Genomic DNA, 18,509 nt, shown 5'->3' on the forward strand with positions numbered 1-18,509 from the left:
AAATTCGCTGTTCTCTACTTCACTTCACCGCCCTGAGGGGTTACCGGCTTGGTCAGCACAAAGTCATACTCGGGATCAACATAAAACTTGCCGTTCATCGCCTGACGGCCCATTAACATCAGGTACGTCATTTCGGAGCGATCTGTCAATGTCAGCTTAATACGCCATTTACGGCTGCCGAGCTCCAGCAATGTTTTAATCACATAACGGCGCTCGCGGGTAGCCGTGGAGCTTTTGATTTTTTTCTGCGACAACACTTTGTGCTCACAGCGAATGGTTTTTTTTACGTTATGAATATCCGGATGAATATCAAAGGCTATCCAACGTTCGTCATTCTTATCAAACTCCTGAATGTTGTCGACATGCAAGGAGGATGTGGCGGCGCCCGTATCGATGCGCATCACCAGGTTATGAATACCCAGTTCAGGCAGATTACCGAGTTCTAATGCACCGATGAGTTGCTTTGATTTTCTAGTCATACTAAATCGCTACCGTGGTATCCACAGGAATAATGTTGTCCTGGAACAGTTCAACTTGTTCAGCCACTGTATCCGGGGTTTTAAAATAAGCAATATGGTAAATTGCTTCACCTTCCTGGGTCAGCGGAATGTTTTGCTTGCCAATCACAACCCCCTCTGCAGGGCTGATTAACGTACCCAGAAACTGCCCGTAGGAATCGGCGATAGTCGCCAGTTTATCGCCCTTCTCAACGTGGTCACCGAGCTGAGCCAGGTGATTGATAAAGCCGCTCTCCGGCGCGCGAACCCAGCCACTGGCGCGGGCGATATACGGTTTTATTGGCACGCCCTTGCTGCGACTTTTGTTCAGCATACCCAAATGTCGCATCACGTTAATAATGCCCCTGACCCCGGCGCGAATAGAAAACTCATCATAGCGTAGGGCCTGACCGGCTTCATAAAGTAATATTTTAATGCCTGCCTCACTGGCGGTGGCGCGTAATGAGCCATCACGAATATCAGCATTCAGTAATACCGGTACACCAAATGCTTTTGCCATAGCCAGTACTTCCTCATCGTCTAAGTCTGCGCGGATTTGCGGCAGATTACTGCGGTGAATTGCACCGGTGTGGAGGTCGATACCAATGTCGCACTTGCTGACAATTTCGTTAAAAAACAAATGCGCCAGGCGCCCGGCCAGGCTGCCTTTGCGACTACCAGGAAAGCTGCGATTCAGATCGCGGCGGTCAGGCAGATAGCGGGATTGATTAAGTACGCCATAAACGTTCACGGTCGGCACAGCAATGAGCGTGCCTTTGAGTCTTTCGATTGAGCGTGACTTAATAAGCCGCGCTATTATCTCGATACCGTTTAGTTCATCCCCGTGCACCGCAGCACTGACAAACAACGTAGGGCCAGGACGCTTACCGCGCCTGACAAACACCGGAATACTCATGCTGGTGGCGGTGTAAAGTGGAGGCATGTCCAGGGCGATTTTTTTGGTTTCACCCGGGGCAATACTGACGCCACCAATCACCAACTCCTCTGCTCCCATCAACCTTTTCCTTTTGTTTTAGTGCTGTGTGGCTTTGCCGACTTTTCGATGAAGTCGATAATCATGCTGGCAACATCTTTTTTGGTTGCATTTTCAATTCCCTCAAGGCCGGGTGAAGAGTTAACTTCCATAACTACCGGGCCGCGGCTTGAACGTAAAATATCGACGCCGCAACAGTTAAGTCCCATGGTCTTTGCCGCATCAACTGCCGTTTTGCGCTCAGCCGGCGATAACCGCACGAGGCTGGCCGAGCCACCACGGTGTAAATTAGAGCGAAACTCACCGGGAGCTGCCTGGCGTTTCATCGCGGCGATAACTTTACCGCCTACAACAAAGCAGCGAATATCAGCACCACCTGCTTCTTTAATGTATTCCTGCACCAGAATGCTGGCATTCAGGCCCATGAAAGCTTCGATCATCGCTTCGGCGGTTTTTTGTGTTTCTGCCAATACCACACCAATGCCCTGAGTGCCTTCCAGCAGTTTGATTACCACGGGCGCACCACCGACGTTTTTTATAACGTCGTCGACCTTATCGGGGTGATGGGCAAAACCGGTACGCGGCATGCCAATGCCTTTTCTGGATAGCAACTGAAGTGAGCGAAGCTTGTCGCGAGAGCGGCTAATGGCAACAGATTCATTGATACTATAGGTACCCATCATTTCGAACTGGCGAACAACCGATGTGCCGTAAAAGCTGACTGATGCGCCAATACGCGGAATAACGGCGTCGTAGAGTGGGAGTTTTCTGCCATTATAGCGCACTGAAGGGTTACTGCTGGTGATATCCATGTAGCAGTGCATGGTGTCGATAACGTCGACAGTGTGACCTCGTTCCTCGCCAGCCTCTTTAAGGCGACGGGTAGAGTATAATTTTGAGTTTCTGGATAATATCGCTATGCGCATTGTAAAGCCTGATTATAGTTACGGCAAAAGCGGCATACTTTGCCTTATATGAATGGAGTGTAAAACGAATTAATTTTATCGTCACGGTATGAATTATTCCCGCTTTCAATAGATTAATCGAGGAATGAGTAAGTCAGGTAAGCATGCCTCGTATTTATACAGCTTAATTCATTTGCACAAAACTGGATAGCCACAATACAAAGATTACAAACCAGCCGTAAAAAACCATGGTGCTGACAGCGGTTTGTGTTGGTTCGCCAGTCATATTATCTGTAATGACGATGGCGGCTTAAACCCGACAGCCTGCTTTTAGCAAACAAAACGTATCAGTTGCGCATCTTTAAAGTGTCAGGTTGTCGTTAAAGTGCGGCCTGGTTAACTAAACAAACAGCATACTGGCTGACCACAGAGCAGGGGCCATAAGTAGGTATTGGCAACGGCGGCTCCATCAGGGGGTTATATGCCTCCCAGTATTAAGCGGGCTTGTTGGCGGCAGGCGCTTAACATACTGACTACCAGGCTTTGATCCTCGATAGTTCTTGCCACCGCCACCGCGCCAATAATCATCGAGGTTAAGCCCAGAATATCTTGTTCGGTGCACGGCGCATTCTGACGTGCATAATGCCAAATCAATTTGTTCATGTTCTGATAGGTATGGGTATAGGCTGTTTTCGCCGCTGTATCACGGGAAACCACATCAGTGGCCAAAAATGCCAGCGGGCAGGGCCGTTCGCCATTGACATGGGCGACGCTCAGATACTGGTCGAGCAATTGCCCCAGCCACGCACTTGTTGATATCTCTGCAGGCTTTCGTTCTGCCAGCGAGGTATTAAATGCCGAGAATGTCAGGGCTTCTTTGTATAGCTCAGATTTACTCTTAAAGTGAGCGTAAAAAGCGCCCCGGGTTAAACCGCTATCCCGCATTACCTCATCAATGGTTACCGCACTGTATCCCCTGGACGAAAATAACGTATAGGCATGTTTGAGAATAATCTGTCTGGTTCGTTGTTTATGTGCTTTTGAGTATGGCAAGGTGATGCCTCGGGATTTAAATATGTTCTTTATCATAAATAGATTGTTGATAACCTCAAGGCTTATATACCAACGCAAGGGCTTAATGATGATTTATGCAATGTTTAGTATGGCCATGTTAACCATTTTGGTTGGCCTGATAGTGGTTAAGGTAAGAGTTCAAAGTGTAAAAAGTGGCCAGCTCAGGGTTGGATACTTTAAGTTGATGCAGGGCGATAAGGCGCCAGAGGCCATTATTAAAACCACGCGGTGCTTTAATAACTTATTTGAGATCCCGGTATTGTTTTATGTGGTGTGTACCTTGTATGTAAGCCTGGGGATCCACAGCATGCTGGCACTGACAGCGGCTTGGTTGTTTGTCCTGTGCAGATATGCCCAGGCTTATATCCATATAACCTACAATCACGTGGGCCACCGCATGTATACATTCGCAGGCTCGGTATTATGCATGTGCATACTGTGGATAAATCTGGTCATCAATGTGTAGTGTGTGTCGCCATCTGGATGGCGGCACATGAACGGCTTAATCAATATGCTTGATATGACGCGTCATGCTTTTCAGCAGGGCTCTGAGCTTGGCGGGCTTCAGAGGTTTACTCAAGTAATTTACGCCCTGTTCTTTGCAGCGCGCCACAAGCGCTTCATCGTGGGTTGCTGTCACTAACGACGCGGGAATGACAATATCCAGATGATGACGAATGGTATTTATCAGATCAAGGCCGTTTATGTCTGGCCCCAATTGATAATCCATCAATAAAATTTGCGGCGAAAAATGCTCCGCCTTGGCAATGGCGTCATGCCAGTTATCGGCCAGCACCGTGCTTATCCCCCAGCGTTCCAACAAGGTTTGCAAGGCATCGAGGTTTTCCTGCTGATCGTCAACACATAATACGCGTAAACCAGAGAACGAAGCGGTGGGGTTTATTGGCGTACTACTTTTTGTTTGTAGTGGCTCAGCCATTGGCACACAGACCGAAAAGCAGCTTCCCCGGCCGACCTCTGAATCTACAGTTACCTGGCAGTGCATTTGCTGACTCAGGCGTCTCACTACGCCGAGGCCAAGGCCAATGCCGTGCTCGGCACTTTCGTTGGTGCGGTAGAAGTCGCTAAAAATAAGCGCCTGTTGCTCCTCAGAAATACCAATACCGGTATCGCGTACTTGTATGAGTATTTTGTCGGCACGGCGTCTGGCAGAAATCAATACTTTACCCTGATCGGTGTACTTCACTGCGTTGGATAACAGGTTTTGAATAATCCTGTATAAGAAGGTTTTATCTACAAATACCCAGTAATCAGGCATGCGAGTACGTAGTTGCAAACCCTTCTCTTTGGCCCGCATTGATAACTCATCCACAATGGGGTCGCAAATTTCATGTATGTTCACCACTTCCGGGTTGGGCTTAAGTTCACCCTGATCAAGCCGGGAGATGTCCAGCAGTGTGGCAATAAGTGCTTCACTGGATGTCACGGAGTGGTTCAGCTTGGTGACTATACTGCTCACCGGTGGCGGCAACTGCGCTTCCTGTAAGGCCGATACATACAGCTTCGCGGCATTCAGGGGCTGCAGCACATCGTGGCTGGCCAGTGCCAGAAAGCGCGTTTTGCTGGCGTTAGCATCTTCAGCTTGTTTGCGGGCGCGGATCAGTTCTTTTTCGACATCACGACGACGTTCTATCTCAAGGCGTAGTTCGGCGTTTATCGAGTGCACTTCTTCGGTACGTTTTTTAATGCGCAGCTCAAGGTTTACGTTAGATTCCTCCAGTGCTTGCTGAATTTCGACGTGGCCGGTAATGTCATTAAAACTGGTAACAAAACCACCGCCAGGCAGCGGATTGCCGACCATTTCTATTACCCGGCCATCACTGCGCTGCCGGGTAAAACGGTGGGGGGTGCCAGAACGTAAATGTTCCAGGCGTTTTTCGATTTCTTCTTCGATATCGTTGACCCCGAACTCGCCGCGTTCAGCGTTGTAACGGATGAGCTTTTCGATAGGTGTACCCACCGATAAAAAGTCTTCGGGGTAGGAATACAACGAGGCGTACTGTTTATTCCATGCCACCAGATTAAGATGCTTATCAATCACACTGATACCCTGATCCATATTTTCCAGCGAGGTTAACAGCGCAGTCATGTTAAATTGCATGGCCTGTGTCGTGTCATCAAAAAAATTGATGACCTCGGTAAAGTCGAGTTTTTTACCGCGCAGAACACTGTCGATGAGCGCTTTAGCACTTGATGCGCCAATAACACCGCCGAGTGCCCGTTCGCAGAAAGCCATAAACCCTTCATCGGGAGCATCAGACGTTTCTAGTTTGCAGTGATGTAACTGTTGATATTCGTTAACCAGTTGCTGACAGCGGCCAGTGCCCATGAAGGTTGAGAGTAAGGTGATCAAGTCGGCGATGGTGATATTGATGGTTTGGTTTTTTCCCGGGGTGTTGCGAACTTCGGCGGGGGAAACGAATGCCTCAGCCTGAATACGGTCGATTAAGCGGGCCGGAGCAAACCATGAGAACACTGAGTAGGCAATGGCGTTGGTGATTAAGCTGATGATTGCCCCCTGGCTAAGCAGTTCACTTTGCTCAAAGTCAGACATCGCATCGTTAACAATGGGCAGCACCAGCCACATGATCCAGGTGGTCAGGCCAACCATTAATCCTGCATATACGCCATGCGCATGACCGCGTTTCCAGTAAAGTCCGCCAAGTACCGCTGGTAACAGTTGAATTACTAAAGAAAATGCAATCAAACCAATAGAATGCAAAGAGCGGCTGCCGGTCATTTGTTGGTGATATAAAAACGCCAGTAACAGGATAATACCTATAATGACACGCCGAATAAGTCGAATACGTTTGCCGTAATCACCGTAAGATGAAGAGTGCTGTTTAATGGCGAGTAACCGGGGTAATACCACGTCGTTGGTTAGCATAGTACTGAGCGTTAGTGTGGCGACAATGATCATGGCAGTGGCAGCTGATAATCCACCTACAAAGACAAGCATTTGTAACAACACCGATTCGGAATGCATGGCCAACGATAAAACATAGGTGTCAGGTTCTACGGCATTATTTGCAAACACCGCTTCGCCAGCCATGGCGATAACCGGAATTACCGCGGCAGTAATTGCCAGATAAAGCGGAAATAGCCAGCGTGCAGTTTTCAAATGTTTAAGGCTTAAATTATCCACAATCGCGACATGAAACTGACGTGGCAGGCAGATTATAGCGGCAGCTGCCATGATGGTTTGGGCAAAAAAGGTAAAGGATGAAAACTGCGACAGGGCTTCATCAGTATAAAACTTGGCCAGAATGGGGGTGGTTTCGGTGGTATACCACGCCTGGTACCCGACAACTGCGACCAGTACCAACGCCAGCAACTTGATTGTGGATTCAAAAGATATTGCCAGTATCAGGCCCCGTCGATATTCGGTTACGTCGGTTTGTTTGGTGCCAAAATAAATCGCAAACAGCGCAATGAAGGCTGTTGCCAGCACAATAATAAACTGGCTGTTGGGTTGATGGGTAAGCAGTTTAAAGGTAGCGCCGATGGCTTTTAATTGCAGTGCAATGTAAGGAATAGTCGCCATTAAAGCGATAATGGTGACTAACAACGCCACGGGTTGACGTTTGCCGTACCGGGATGCAATAAAGTCTGCAATGGTATTGATATGCTGCTTTTTACTGACCAGCGTCAGTTTAAAGATAAACCGGTAGCCAATAATGTAGACCAGTACAGGACCAAGAAGTATCGGCAAGTAAATCCAGGTATCCCGGGTGGCCTGGCCTACCGCGCCAAAAAACGTCCACGCTGTACAGTAAATGGCTAACGCCAGAGAGTAGATTACCGGATGTGAAGTTATCCATCTGGCCGTCGGAGAATTTCTATCGCCCCAACTGGCAATGTAAAATAATAAAAATAAATACAGCAGTGCAAGCGTAACCCAACCGAACGTCATGCCTTGTCCTAACAGGTTTTTAACATATCTGGTGACATTATACGCAACCCTCTCATCACCGACCTACGACCATGGTCGCATTTCTTGATCGAATCGGCACGTCTAGAGTATACCGGAAGCTCCTAATTATGCGATTTTTAGGCGATTTTGGCGCTGTGAAGAAAAGTTTGGAATCGCTAAAGTCGCCTGTGAAGCTTGTCGTTAGGAAAATGTAAAAAAAATACATCGAGTTAACCTGTTTATGAGGACGGAAAGATGGCATTTAGAAATGATGACGACAAAACGGCGTATTGGAAAGAGAACCTCTCTATCCTCGCCAAATTGTTAGTAGTCTGGTTTGTCGTGTCTTTTGGCGCCGGCATTCTATTTGTGGACGTGCTGAACGAGATCCAGTTCTTTGGCTTTAAGCTGGGATTCTGGTTTGCACAACAAGGTGCAATATATGTGTTCGTTGTGCTCATTTTTGTTTATATGGCCAAGATGAATGCGTTGGACAAAAAATACGGCGTAGACGAGGAGTAATCCAATGGATGTACAATTATTAACTTTTATCATCGTTGGTGCCTCGTTTGCCCTGTATATCGCAATTGCGATTTGGGCGCGTGCGGGATCAACCAACGACTTTTATGTTGCCGGCGGTGGTGTACCGCCTGTCCTTAACGGCATGGCAACCGCTGCGGACTGGATGTCTGCCGCATCATTTATTTCTATGGCCGGTCTGATTTCCTTTATGGGGTACGACGGCGCGGTGTACCTGATGGGCTGGACGGGCGGTTATGTACTGCTGGCGTTGTGTCTTGCACCATATTTACGTAAATTCGGTAAATTCACTGTACCGGATTTTATTGGCGATCGCTACTACTCACAAACGGCCCGGACGGTGGCTGTGTTTTGTGCCATCTTCGTAAGCTTTACCTACGTTGCCGGACAAATGCGTGGTGTGGGTGTTGTATTTAGCCGCTTCCTGGAAGTCGACATTGTTACCGGTGTGATTATCGGTATGGCCATTGTGTTTTTCTACACCGTACTCGGTGGTATGAAAGGGATTACTTATACGCAGGTTGCTCAGTATTGCGTACTGATTTTCGCTTATCTGGTACCGGTGGTATTTATCTCTGTGATGGTAACAGGCCACATCCTGCCGCAAACCGCTTTTGGTGCCACGCTTGCCGACGGGTCGGGGATGTACATGCTCGAAAAACTCGACAGTGTATCGGTGGCGCTGGGCTTTAATGAATATACCTCGGGTACGAAAAGTACTATTGATGTATTCTTTATCACCTTTGCACTGATGGTCGGTACGGCAGGACTGCCGCACGTAATCGTACGTTTCTTTACGGTACCAAAAGTACGTGATGCGCGTAAATCGGCAGGGTGGGCGTTGGTGTTCATCGCTATCCTGTATACCACTGCACCGGCACTGGCGTCATTTGGTCGTTTGAACATGATTGAAACTATCAATGGCCCTGAGCTGACAGGAACCCCTTATTCAGACGCTCCGGCCTGGATCAAAAACTGGGAAAAAACCGGTCTTATCGAATTTAAGGATAAGAATGGCGACGGCAATATGTACTACGCCGCAGGTAGCATCAACGATCCGGAGAGTGCTAACGAAGTGATGGTCGACCGTGACATCATGGTACTGGCAAACCCGGAAATTGCGAATCTGCCGGCCTGGGTTATTGCGCTGGTGGCAGCTGGTGGTGTAGCAGCAGCACTGTCTACGTCAGCCGGTTTGCTACTGGTTATTTCTACATCGGTTTCCCACGATTTGCTAAAACGTAACTTTGCGCCCAATATAACCGATAAGGCAGAGTTAGGTTACGCTCGACTGGCAGCTGGTGTGGCAATTGTGATAGCGGGGTACTTCGGTATTAATCCACCCGGATTTGTGGCGCAGGTGGTCGCCTTCGCGTTCGGTCTGGCTGCGTCGAGCTTCTTCCCGGCGATTATTATGGGCATCTTTAGCAAACGTATGAATGATAAAGGCGCGGTTGCCGGTATGGTCTCAGGGATCGCGTTTACCGCAGCGTATATCATCTACTTTAAGTTTGTTAACCCTGCGGCGAACGTGCCAGCCAACTGGTGGTTTGGTATCTCGCCAGAAGGAATTGGTACGCTGGGTATGATGGTTAACTTCGTGGTGGCTTTCGCGGTCTTTAAAATGACTGATGAAGCGCCACAGGAAATCCAGGATATGGTTGAGAGCATCCGCTTCCCGAAAGGTTCTGGCGAAGCGTCAGCTCACTAATACTGCGATGACATCATAATGGCGAAGGCTCACCCCACGTGGTGGGCCTTCTTTATTTATAGCGCTGTACTGCGCCATAAAACAAAAACTCAGTACAGCGCTATAAGTAGTATTTAACCGTTATAAATATAGCGGTCGGAAAAGCGCGTTACGCGTTGCCAGATAATATCTTCAGGGGCCAGTCATGAGTACAACGCCACAGCAAGTAATGGACTTTTTAAAAACCTCGGCGCCGTTTGACCAACTCGACGACGAAGCATTGGATGAATTAGCCAGGCAAGCCCGGCTGCTTTATCTGGCGAAAGAGAATCAGCAAGAATTACTGGCCGAAAACCAGGACCGGTTATTTTTGATCCACAGCGGGCAGTTTTCTGTGACGGACTCTAACGCGCCCGAGCGCCACTTAAGTGAAGGTGATTACTTCGGTTTTCACAGCGCCATCGACGGCGTTAGCTATCCGTTGACGGTAAAAATCGACAGTCCCGGACTGGTGTACAGTTTTAGCGAAAAAGCGTTTAAAAAATTGCTGACGTTGCCTGACGTGGCCAACTTTTTTCAAAGCACCAAAACGGAGGTATTACAAAACCAGGCGGTACTGGACTCTAACTCAATGTGGCTGTACAAAGCATTATCAGAAGTCATTGAGCGGCAGCCGGTTAAAGTCGACGTGTCGTTGTCTGTGCAACAGGCGGCTGAAAAAATGTCGCAAAATAATGTGTCGTCATTGTTGATAACCGAACACGACAAACTCGCGGGCATTGTGACCGACCGTGATTTACGTAACCGGGTGGTGGCAACTGGCCTGGATATGAGCTTACCGGTGAGCGCCATCATGACCGATAAACCGGCAATGATTATACAGAACCGAACCATGTTCGATGCGATGGCATTGATGACAGAGCGAAATATCCACCACTTGCCGGTTATCGACCGCTCCACACGACAACCCGTGGGGATGTTAACGGCGTCAGACATTGTCAGGCACCAGAAGGGCAATGTGTTGTACATCATTGGTGAGCTGTCGAAAGCGGAAAACCTCTATGAGCTAACCCGTCTGTCCTGGCAGATCCCTCACTATCTGGCCACCCATGCTAAACGCCTTGGTGATTTTGATATCGCCGGTAAAGTGCTGGCGCAGGCCACCGACATTATGACCCGCAAACTGATTGGGTTTTATCAACAGCAACATGGCCTGGCTCCGATGAATTTTGCCTGGATTGTTTATGGTTCCCAGGCGCGCGAAGATCAGACCATGGGGTCGGATCAGGACAACGGTCTGCTATTGGAACATGAGCCTGATAATCATCAGGCAGAGTACTTCGCCGGTATGGCCGAATACGTGTGCGATGGCCTGGGTAAGTGCGGCATTAAATTGTGCCCGGGTAACATAATGGCCAGTAACCCTGAGTTACGGCTGTCGCTGGATGCCGCGCTAGCGCAGTCGCAACAGTGGGTAAAACAGCCCACCAGCACGGCGATAATGCATTTTAATATCTTTTTGGATGCCCGCGCGGCAGCTGGCGATGTTGAGTTGTTTAAGAAAATGCAAAAAGCCCGCGCGCCCTTGTTTAAGCAAAAAATGTTTTTGGCGGCATTAGCCCGCCAGGCCAATGAAACGTCGGTACCGCTGACCATGTTCCAAAAATTCAGCTACGAAAAAGGCCATAAGATAAAGGATACCATTGATTTGAAAACCCGGGCGACAGCCATTATCAATAATCTGGTCAGGCTGTATGCATTGGCGAACGGCTTAACCATGCCGGCAACGCTTGGGCGCATCGCCAGTTTGCCGGCTGGCGCCGGGCTATCGAGCCGCGACACCGACAATATTCGCGATATCTGGTTGTTTCTCAATCGCCTGCGCTGGCGTCATCAGTTGCAAAATAAAGCAACCGATAACCGGGTGTCTGTCAGCGATTTGTCGTCGATAGAGAAACACCAGTTAAAAGCCGCATTTAAAGCCATTGATCGCGCACAGCAGGCGGCTGTGATGAAGTTTTCTGGTGGGATGTCATAACATGACTGTTGAGCGCAAAGTGACGCTTTGGCAGCGGTTTCGACAATGGTTAAGTGGTGGCACTGCGTTACCCGACTCACGTAAAAACCAGTTGCTTGTTGATACGCCGCTGCTGGCTGTCGACTTAGAGCTGACATCGCTGGACCCACAAAAAGCCAAAGTAACCTCTATTGGCTGGGTAGAGGGGCGGGCTGGCAGCATTGATCTGAGCCAGTGCTTTTACTCCGTTATCCGCGCTTCGGGCGATCTGGCACAGAGTCCGGTGATTCATGGTCTAACAGCTGAAGAACTCGCTCAGGGCCGCCATATTAATGAAGTGTTGGCAGATTTAGCCCGGTACGCCAGTACGCATGTTTGGGTGTTTCATAATGCCGGGCTGGATATGGCAGTGTTAAATAAAGTGATGGCCGCCAATGATATTTTCCTGCCGCAAATCATTACCCTCGACACATTAAAGCTGGCCGTGTATCAACTCCAAAAACAGCACGAGGTATTACCGCCCAACAGCGCAACCCTGACCGTGTGTCGGCAGCGGCTGAATTTACCCCTGGCGCCGGCCCATAATGCACTCGATGATGCGGTGGCAACACTGCAACTGTGGTTTGCGCAGTACTACTCGATGGATCCCAAGGGCCGGATGAGTTTACAAGACCTTACACATACGCAGGCTGTAGGCTGCATGAATTTAGGAAAAACTTCGCAATAAGGATTGACAAAAAAAGCGTAAGGGCGTATCTTCACGCCCGCGCTGAGCAAGCAGCTTAGCGCAATGCCCAGGTGGTGAAATTGGTAGACACGCTAGCTTCAGGTGCTAGTGACCTCACGGTCGTGGCGGTTCAAGTCCGCCCCTGGGCACCATCCCCGAGTAAACCCCTAGTAAACCCCTAGTATTCAAGCGATACAGAGGGATTTAATTCTCGATAGTATGCTTACGTTGACCACTTAGGTTGACCACAATGCATAATCTCGTTTTAAATCAGAACCGCGTCTACACATACAGAAGAACTGTTCAAGGCCGTTCAATTAGAATCTCCTTGCTCACAAAAGATAAACTTGAAGCCCTTCGAGTCGTTGAGCATATCAATACAACTCTATCCTTGGTTTATCCGCTCAACAGACAGGTTGCAATTAAGATAGTCCATGCTGCCTTACACAAGTTCCAGCCCAGCTTTCAGTAACATCAAAAACCGAGTCTTGACAGATAGCGATAGGACATCATTCCACTCATTCAGGCATACCTTTGTTGACTACCTCTACAATAAGCTTAAGCTGCAAGGAAACCCTCTTGTTAAGGCTCTGCTAGGCCACTCAGACAATGAAATTACATCAGGAGTATATGGCTCGTCGTTTGATATTAAAGATCTTAACCAAATCATTCAGGCATTAAATTTCCAAGAATATGGGCTTACTGTATAAACGTTCCTTTTATCATTAGAATGCAGAAAATACATAAAGTGGTAGCAAGTGTTGAATTTAGTTTCCAAATTACAGATGTTTAAGTGAGAGTTTTATGAAGAGGTCATTAATTAATTCTTGTGCGATGTTCGCAGTGATAATCACGCTTTTAAATGCTTGTAAAACGACTTCGGAGATGCCACCTGAATTAATTACAAAAAGAGCTGCTGAAACAGCAGACCAATATCAACTGCGAGTATTATTGGAGGAACTCAAGGTTGCAACTGAAAAGCATAATGATGTATTTGATAAATATGGCGCTGGATCCGTTGAGTTGGAGAAGTCACACAAGCGTATACATAGAATTAATACACATCTGAACCTTTTTTATGAAATGCAGATGATTAAGCAACAAGCTCAAGATATTAAATACCTTACTGATAATGCCGCAGAACTTGCTGATATTGAGAGAAGGGCAAGCATTAGGAGAGCAAAAATTGAAAACCTAGAGAGCGAGATATCTTTGATTAATGTCAGAATAGATGCTTTAGGAGAGCAAGCAACTATAATAGAGAAACAAATAAATATGTTCAGTGAACTGCAAAATGTGCTTCATGTAGAAAGCATGAGTAGTAATGATAGTGTCAGCCCAAGCGCTATAAAGACGCAAATAGGGGAATCATTTAAGGGTAGTTCTGATTATTTGCAAAAACTTCAAGCTGAATACAAAGATTTAACCGAAAAACAAAAAGAGAGTTTTGAACAACTTAGCAAGGTATCAGAAAAACTATACCGTATAAAAACAATGATTGAAGATAAATAGCAGTGAAAGGTACAAGCCTAATAAACTTTAAAATAACTAATAGCTTTTATAAGATCCTGCGATTACGTAAGCATACTATCGAGGATTAAATCCCTCTGTATCGCTTGAATACTAAGGGTTTACTCGGGGATGGTGCCCAGGGGCAGAGCAGAATCATTGCTGCACTCTCCCTTGGAACCCGCATTTTTACGTTGGGTTTATAGAGCAGTAACTGAACATTGGGCAATGGATCTGGTTAACCCTAGGCGTTTAATAGCAGCATAAATGTAAATTCAGTGGAGTCAAAAGGGACACTGGGGGTACCAATGTTTACGTCAGTCGATACTAGCTGTAATTTCAGTTCTGAGGTATCCACAAGAAACGGTCATACAAAGCCCTATGAGATCCGTGGTGAGCACCTCTAATTTCCCTTTGGATGAGCGCCATAGGCAGATGAAATAGTCTCTATGTATTACCTGGGGAGCCCCTTATAGTTGTAGCAGAAGAAAAATACAGCTTTCTCATAACCATTTGTTTAAAATAGGAAATAACTGAATGAGTAATAATTATCTGCTTCAATAAGTATAATCAAGGGTTACCTATGGATAAATTAGTGATGGGTTCTTGCTTACATGTTTTATAAACAAGAATACCCTACTAATTGCTGTGCTTGCCTAGGAAAAATCCTTGGCTACCTGCTGGTAGATTGTCATTTGACACAAACTTTTAATTTACTGTCGCAAGAGTATCCAAGAGAACAATCAGTATCGAAAGAACATCGGCCCTTTACGCTCATATTAGGCAAGATACTTGAGGGATCCTTTTGAGGAAATGTCGGGTACTCATACTCATCTACCTCTTTTAAACATACACCAGTTGATGATAATGGAGCTTTGACGCACTTCATTCCCATTCCACAATTGAAATCACTATTACACCCAGCCTCTGTACCCAATGTCGATTGAACTTCACTTTGAACTTTAGTTGATTGATTCTTGTTTAGTGTATTCTGTCCATCTGGACTTGGGAGAGAAAAACCAGCAGATGACGAAGTAATAGCTTTGACTTCTGTAGGTTTTGCTCTGTCATATGTTCTCTGTTGATAGGTTGTGAGAGGCTGAGTTGAATACTTTGGACTTTTATTTTTTAAAACGCCCTTCCAAAAACCAGTTTTAAAAGCTCTAGTATTTAATGAATCCTCATCAGAAGGGATTGTTTCTGCGATTATCGCAAAAGCTGCGATTACTTTGAAAATATCAGCTATCGAAAATGGTTCACCATTATTTGTACTCCTGTATGGTTTCGACTCACTATTAGCTCGAAGTCTATTTAAAGCTGCGCTATCGTATTCGTTATTCTTCGTTTTCTTAATATATCGATTGGCAATTGCAACTTGTGTTTCGTAATCTTGCTCAGAAATAACTTTAACTGCATCAGTCGAGGACTTTAGTTCTTTTACCCTATCTATACTTTTGTCTGGATCATAAACATCACAGTATTTTGGAAAAGATATTTTCTGATTCCACAAACAAAAAACATTATCAAGTGACCAATCTCTTGATTTTTCATAATATTTAATAGCTGCATCGTAGTATCCTAACTTTTCTGCGGAATATCCTAAAGTATGGTAAACAACATTGTTCCCTGGCAACAATTCTAAAATGTAGAGTGCTGATGCAGCATAATTTTCTTGCTCAATTAATTCATAAGGTTTAATCAAAACTCCAATTGTTTCTGGGTTTCCGGTCGGTAAGATGGCTGTGCCATTTACAAAGTGTTCGAAACTAGTTTGAGCATGATTTCTTGTTTTAATAGTTGGTGAGGTAGAACTACACCCTGTAATCAGCAAAAGTAAAGTAAATATCAATTTGATTTTTATGAGCACAACGTATCCTTACAAAGTCTGTGTTATCTTTAATTTAAAAACAACACTCCTAATATAGTAAATAAAATGGTAGCTCAATCTGTTAATTATGTCGATGGAGTCTGTGGAAGCGGAAAAACCCAGACAGCTATTAAGAAAATCTCAGCTAGAGTGGCTTCTTGGGAAACCATTCTATACGTTACCGACACCAAAAAATTACTTGAGCAAACAAAGGAAGGCTTTGAAAAGCTCAATGTCCCCTGTGCTCTAATAGTTGCACCGAAGCAGTCGAATTGGCGTAAGCAGTACAAGTCAGCAATCGAAGACATCATCAAGGAAATATCGTCTGCATCAGAATTTCCCCATGTTATTCTTTGCACTACAAAGTCTCTGATTAGAGCAGCGCATTCGATGCCAGATAGATTCAAACTCCCTTTATATATAGATGAAGGTTTCACTGTCGCTAAAGGCAATGAAATTATTAGTAATACAAAGTCAGAAACTCAGGGCCTTATGTACAGACTCGGATTAGCAGATAAAAAGCTCGAAGGTTTCGATGGACTTGGGTACAAGTTTCTGAATGAACACCGCGAGTTTGTATTGTACGTGCAGAACCCATTAATGATTGTTGAGTCAAAAGCCACGGGTTCAAAACTACAGTGTAATGCCTATTTAGATTTACCCGCTTTCTGCGCTAAGTTCTCGGATATTACGTTACTTGCTGCCAGCAACGAAGATACACTGCAATATTCTGCATTCAAATCAGCTGACATAAAACAAGTTCCCGTGGATTGGGGATTAGCAACAGAACATGTTACTCAAGGAACAGTTAATATTGCTTACGTTTTAGAGAACGCTGAATGGAGAACGACTCTTAAGGACAAATTAACAGATAAGGAGCTTGAAGATATTGCACTCACATTTGAACGTGAAAACTGGGACATATAACAATGTGCCGACGGTTAATACGAAGAGCAGTTAAATTCTAGCTACAGTTTTTGTGCGCGAGGTAGTTGTTTTGCGATATGACTATCTCGACCTATCTTAACTGAACCTCTTTTCAATAAGGAGTTCAATTACGTTTGTAAATTTTTTTTATGATGGATTAAATGTATAAGTTTAAAAGAGTTGAAGATAAGAAAATTCGTATTAAACAAGCTAACATTTTCTATAACTATTCGATTTGTTTCGAGAGTTTTGATGTTAACCTGATCCAATTAGCGGGGAAGCTTCTTAAGGAGGGGTTTACTGAGGCTGTATGTTTTTCTGATTTTAAATTCCTGTATTTAGATTCTGAAAGTGAAATTAGTCTTGGTGTGCCTGAAATAAATGACAAAGATGGACGCTGGGACATAACCCTTGAAGAAGACATCCCTAAGAATGTAGCTCAGAAAGTTTTTAGCTCCTTAGAAATAGCTTTCTTTGAGAATAAAGCAGGAAAATCACAACCTCACTACCTAGTCGCAAATTTACCGCCTATTGTCTTAGCACTGTTTGAGTATGAGTTGAAACTTTTTCCCTCAGTGAAAATTTTTGCAGACGGGATTGCTGTTTTGAGCTTTCAGTTTGATGCTACTTGGGAAGGTATTTCTGAAGATGACTTTATTAATCGCTTCCTAAATTTAACTAACTATAACTTTGATGATATATGGATAGATCGACGCCTACAAAAAATGGATGCCGAGCTAAGCTTGTTGAATGCCTTTGACAATGAACTGTCGATCGCTGGTACATCGATAAGTAGTAGAGCTATAAATAGATTAAAAAAACAGTTAAAAAGTGACACTGAAAAAGTTGTTAAAAATGCTTTGAACAAGGAAGGTAGAAATTTCGATTTTAATGGTCAAAACCTTATCTTGCATTCCTTAGCTGGCTCGGATACTTGTGATCATAGAAGCTTCGCCGGTTCATTGGCAATCGACATCTATATAGGAGCGATTCAGAGTATAGTTAATCCGAAAAACGCAAAAACAACTCCTATTTATTGGAGCGGAAGGCCATCTGTATCTCTCTTAAGGTTTGACAAGCAACCTGAAGAGAAAAGAAATTTCGTAGAAAAGCATTCGAAATTCCTAAGTAAAATTATGTTACGTAGCGCCGCAAGTACGACAACCTTGAAAGGGGTAGAAGATTTGAGGCTAATGGATGATTATTGTTTGCTGGCAAACAGAGCCGTTCTTCTTTGGTGTTGGACAAAGACACGTCATGAAGCTGAAAATGCTTGGTCAGATGAGTATACGAGGGCAAGAGTATTAGAAAATCAAGCCAGAGCACAGTTTGTTGAGTATTGTTCAGCAAGGATCGTTAGAGCGTGTCATTGGGCACAAAATCCAGTAAGTAAAGTTCATTTGCTTTATGCGTACAAAAATCTGGGAGAGCTAAATGTTTCTATTCGAAACAGCAGCCACTCTGGAGAAATAATCGATTCTATAATCTCAATAATGGAAGCTTCTGGTATACCAGATATGATTGAACCGTCAAAAGAGCTTGCGAAATTTCATTTGGATGAGCTGAAATATAATGCTCAAACTAAAGTGTCTCGCCAGGCAACCTTACTTACTATGATATTTGGATTTGTAGGAACTACGAGCTTGGCTGAATTTGCGTTCTCTCCATTAATCAGATACTTATACCCAAGCTTTGCGAAATTTGAAGTTGCATGTATTTCCCTTTTAGGGGCTGGTTCATTTGTTGGAATAACTATTTTTATAATCTGGCACCTGTTTAAATGGACTAGCAATTCTCGATAAATTTATAAAAGTAAAAATACTTTAAC

The 18,509-nt window shown here is 45.2% G+C and carries 14 protein-coding genes and 1 tRNA gene; 9 read left to right on the plus strand and 6 right to left on the minus strand.

All coding sequences use genetic code 11. The features are described from left to right. Positions 1 to 14 precede the first annotated feature (14 nt). The 4 genes from OIK42_RS15775 to OIK42_RS15790 all read right to left on the minus strand — a co-directional run bounded on the left by OIK42_RS15775 (position 15) and on the right by OIK42_RS15790 (position 3,449). Complete coding sequence (locus tag OIK42_RS15775) at positions 15 to 479, minus strand: ATP-dependent zinc protease family protein (protein ID WP_273642012.1); 465 nt, start codon at positions 477 to 479, stop codon at positions 15 to 17. Between the two features lies 1 nt (position 480). After that, positions 481 to 1,512, minus strand: a complete 1,032-nt coding sequence (locus OIK42_RS15780; RefSeq protein ID WP_273642014.1) for a succinylglutamate desuccinylase/aspartoacylase family protein — start codon at positions 1,510 to 1,512, stop codon at positions 481 to 483. Then, positions 1,512 to 2,417: a 30S ribosomal protein S6--L-glutamate ligase gene (gene rimK / locus OIK42_RS15785; RefSeq protein WP_273642015.1), complete on the minus strand. Its 906-nt coding sequence runs from the start codon at positions 2,415 to 2,417 to the stop codon at positions 1,512 to 1,514. The genes OIK42_RS15780 and rimK overlap by 1 nt, the downstream gene beginning before the upstream one ends. A 456-nt stretch (positions 2,418 to 2,873) precedes the next feature. Further along, positions 2,874 to 3,449 (minus strand): TetR/AcrR family transcriptional regulator, encoded by a 576-nt coding sequence (locus OIK42_RS15790; RefSeq protein WP_273642016.1) that lies wholly within the window; start codon positions 3,447 to 3,449, stop codon positions 2,874 to 2,876. Positions 3,450 to 3,534: 85 nt separating this feature from the next. Here OIK42_RS15790 and OIK42_RS15795 point away from each other — a divergent pair, with 85 nt between their 5' ends. Next, a complete protein-coding gene (locus OIK42_RS15795) occupies positions 3,535 to 3,936 on the plus strand; it encodes an MAPEG family protein (RefSeq protein ID WP_273642017.1) in 402 nt (133 codons plus the stop codon). A gap of 36 nt (positions 3,937 to 3,972) precedes the next feature. On the opposite strand, the gene OIK42_RS15800 is transcribed toward OIK42_RS15795, so the two are convergent. After that, the gene (locus tag OIK42_RS15800) at positions 3,973 to 7,404 is read right to left on the minus strand and encodes a PAS domain-containing hybrid sensor histidine kinase/response regulator (protein ID WP_273642019.1); all 3,432 of its coding nucleotides are present in this window, start codon (positions 7,402 to 7,404) and stop codon (positions 3,973 to 3,975) included. Positions 7,405 to 7,659: 255 nt separating this feature from the next. Between OIK42_RS15800 and OIK42_RS15805 the strand changes: the two genes are divergently transcribed. From OIK42_RS15805 to OIK42_RS15830, 6 genes are all read left to right on the plus strand, one after another. Next, the gene (locus tag OIK42_RS15805) at positions 7,660 to 7,926 is read left to right on the plus strand and encodes a DUF4212 domain-containing protein (protein WP_273642020.1); all 267 of its coding nucleotides are present in this window, start codon (positions 7,660 to 7,662) and stop codon (positions 7,924 to 7,926) included. A gap of 4 nt (positions 7,927 to 7,930) precedes the next feature. Then, positions 7,931 to 9,655: a sodium:solute symporter family protein gene (locus OIK42_RS15810; protein WP_273642021.1), complete on the plus strand. Its 1,725-nt coding sequence runs from the start codon at positions 7,931 to 7,933 to the stop codon at positions 9,653 to 9,655. A 184-nt stretch (positions 9,656 to 9,839) separates the two neighbouring features. Next, complete coding sequence (locus OIK42_RS15815; protein ID WP_273642022.1) at positions 9,840 to 11,672, plus strand: DUF294 nucleotidyltransferase-like domain-containing protein; 1,833 nt, start codon at positions 9,840 to 9,842, stop codon at positions 11,670 to 11,672. Between the two features lies 1 nt (position 11,673). Then, entirely contained in the window at positions 11,674 to 12,378 is a 705-nt protein-coding gene (locus OIK42_RS15820; protein WP_273642024.1) for a 3'-5' exonuclease, read from the plus strand. 65 nt (positions 12,379 to 12,443) lie between these two features. Then, positions 12,444 to 12,530, plus strand: a tRNA-Leu gene (locus OIK42_RS15825). Positions 12,531 to 13,182: 652 nt separating this feature from the next. Then, entirely contained in the window at positions 13,183 to 13,890 is a 708-nt protein-coding gene (locus OIK42_RS15830; RefSeq protein ID WP_273642025.1) for a coiled-coil domain-containing protein, read from the plus strand. 688 nt (positions 13,891 to 14,578) lie between these two features. On the opposite strand, the gene OIK42_RS15835 is transcribed toward OIK42_RS15830, so the two are convergent. Beyond that, the gene (locus OIK42_RS15835) at positions 14,579 to 15,754 is read right to left on the minus strand and encodes a tetratricopeptide repeat protein (RefSeq protein WP_273642027.1); all 1,176 of its coding nucleotides are present in this window, start codon (positions 15,752 to 15,754) and stop codon (positions 14,579 to 14,581) included. 66 nt (positions 15,755 to 15,820) lie between these two features. On the opposite strand from OIK42_RS15835, the gene OIK42_RS15840 reads away from it, so the two are divergent. Continuing rightward, a complete protein-coding gene (locus OIK42_RS15840) occupies positions 15,821 to 16,681 on the plus strand; it encodes a DEAD/DEAH box helicase family protein (protein WP_273642028.1) in 861 nt (286 codons plus the stop codon). Between the two features lie 161 nt (positions 16,682 to 16,842). Next, a complete protein-coding gene (locus OIK42_RS15845) occupies positions 16,843 to 18,483 on the plus strand; it encodes a hypothetical protein (RefSeq protein ID WP_273642029.1) in 1,641 nt (546 codons plus the stop codon). Positions 18,484 to 18,509 lie beyond the last annotated feature (26 nt).

Origin of the sequence: Alteromonas gilva (assembly GCF_028595265.1) — a bacterium.
Lineage (GTDB): Bacteria > Pseudomonadota > Gammaproteobacteria > Enterobacterales > Alteromonadaceae > Alteromonas > Alteromonas gilva.

Excerpts from the sequence above, each read along its gene's own strand:
- OIK42_RS15775 (WP_273642012.1), bottom strand. The coding sequence starts at position 479 with ATGACTAGAAAATCAAAGCAACTCATCGGTGCATTAGAACTCGGTAAT.
- OIK42_RS15780 (WP_273642014.1), bottom strand. The coding sequence starts at position 1,512 with ATGGGAGCAGAGGAGTTGGTGATTGGTGGCGTCAGTATTGCCCCGGGT.
- rimK (WP_273642015.1), bottom strand. The coding sequence starts at position 2,417 with ATGCGCATAGCGATATTATCCAGAAACTCAAAATTATACTCTACCCGT.
- OIK42_RS15795 (WP_273642017.1), top strand. The coding sequence starts at position 3,535 with ATGATGATTTATGCAATGTTTAGTATGGCCATGTTAACCATTTTGGTT.
- OIK42_RS15800 (WP_273642019.1), bottom strand. The coding sequence starts at position 7,404 with ATGACGTTCGGTTGGGTTACGCTTGCACTGCTGTATTTATTTTTATTA.
- OIK42_RS15805 (WP_273642020.1), top strand. The coding sequence starts at position 7,660 with ATGGCATTTAGAAATGATGACGACAAAACGGCGTATTGGAAAGAGAAC.
- OIK42_RS15810 (WP_273642021.1), top strand. The coding sequence starts at position 7,931 with ATGGATGTACAATTATTAACTTTTATCATCGTTGGTGCCTCGTTTGCC.
- OIK42_RS15815 (WP_273642022.1), top strand. The coding sequence starts at position 9,840 with ATGAGTACAACGCCACAGCAAGTAATGGACTTTTTAAAAACCTCGGCG.
- OIK42_RS15820 (WP_273642024.1), top strand. The coding sequence starts at position 11,674 with ATGACTGTTGAGCGCAAAGTGACGCTTTGGCAGCGGTTTCGACAATGG.
- OIK42_RS15830 (WP_273642025.1), top strand. The coding sequence starts at position 13,183 with ATGAAGAGGTCATTAATTAATTCTTGTGCGATGTTCGCAGTGATAATC.
- OIK42_RS15840 (WP_273642028.1), top strand. The coding sequence starts at position 15,821 with ATGGTAGCTCAATCTGTTAATTATGTCGATGGAGTCTGTGGAAGCGGA.
- OIK42_RS15845 (WP_273642029.1), top strand. The coding sequence starts at position 16,843 with ATGTATAAGTTTAAAAGAGTTGAAGATAAGAAAATTCGTATTAAACAA.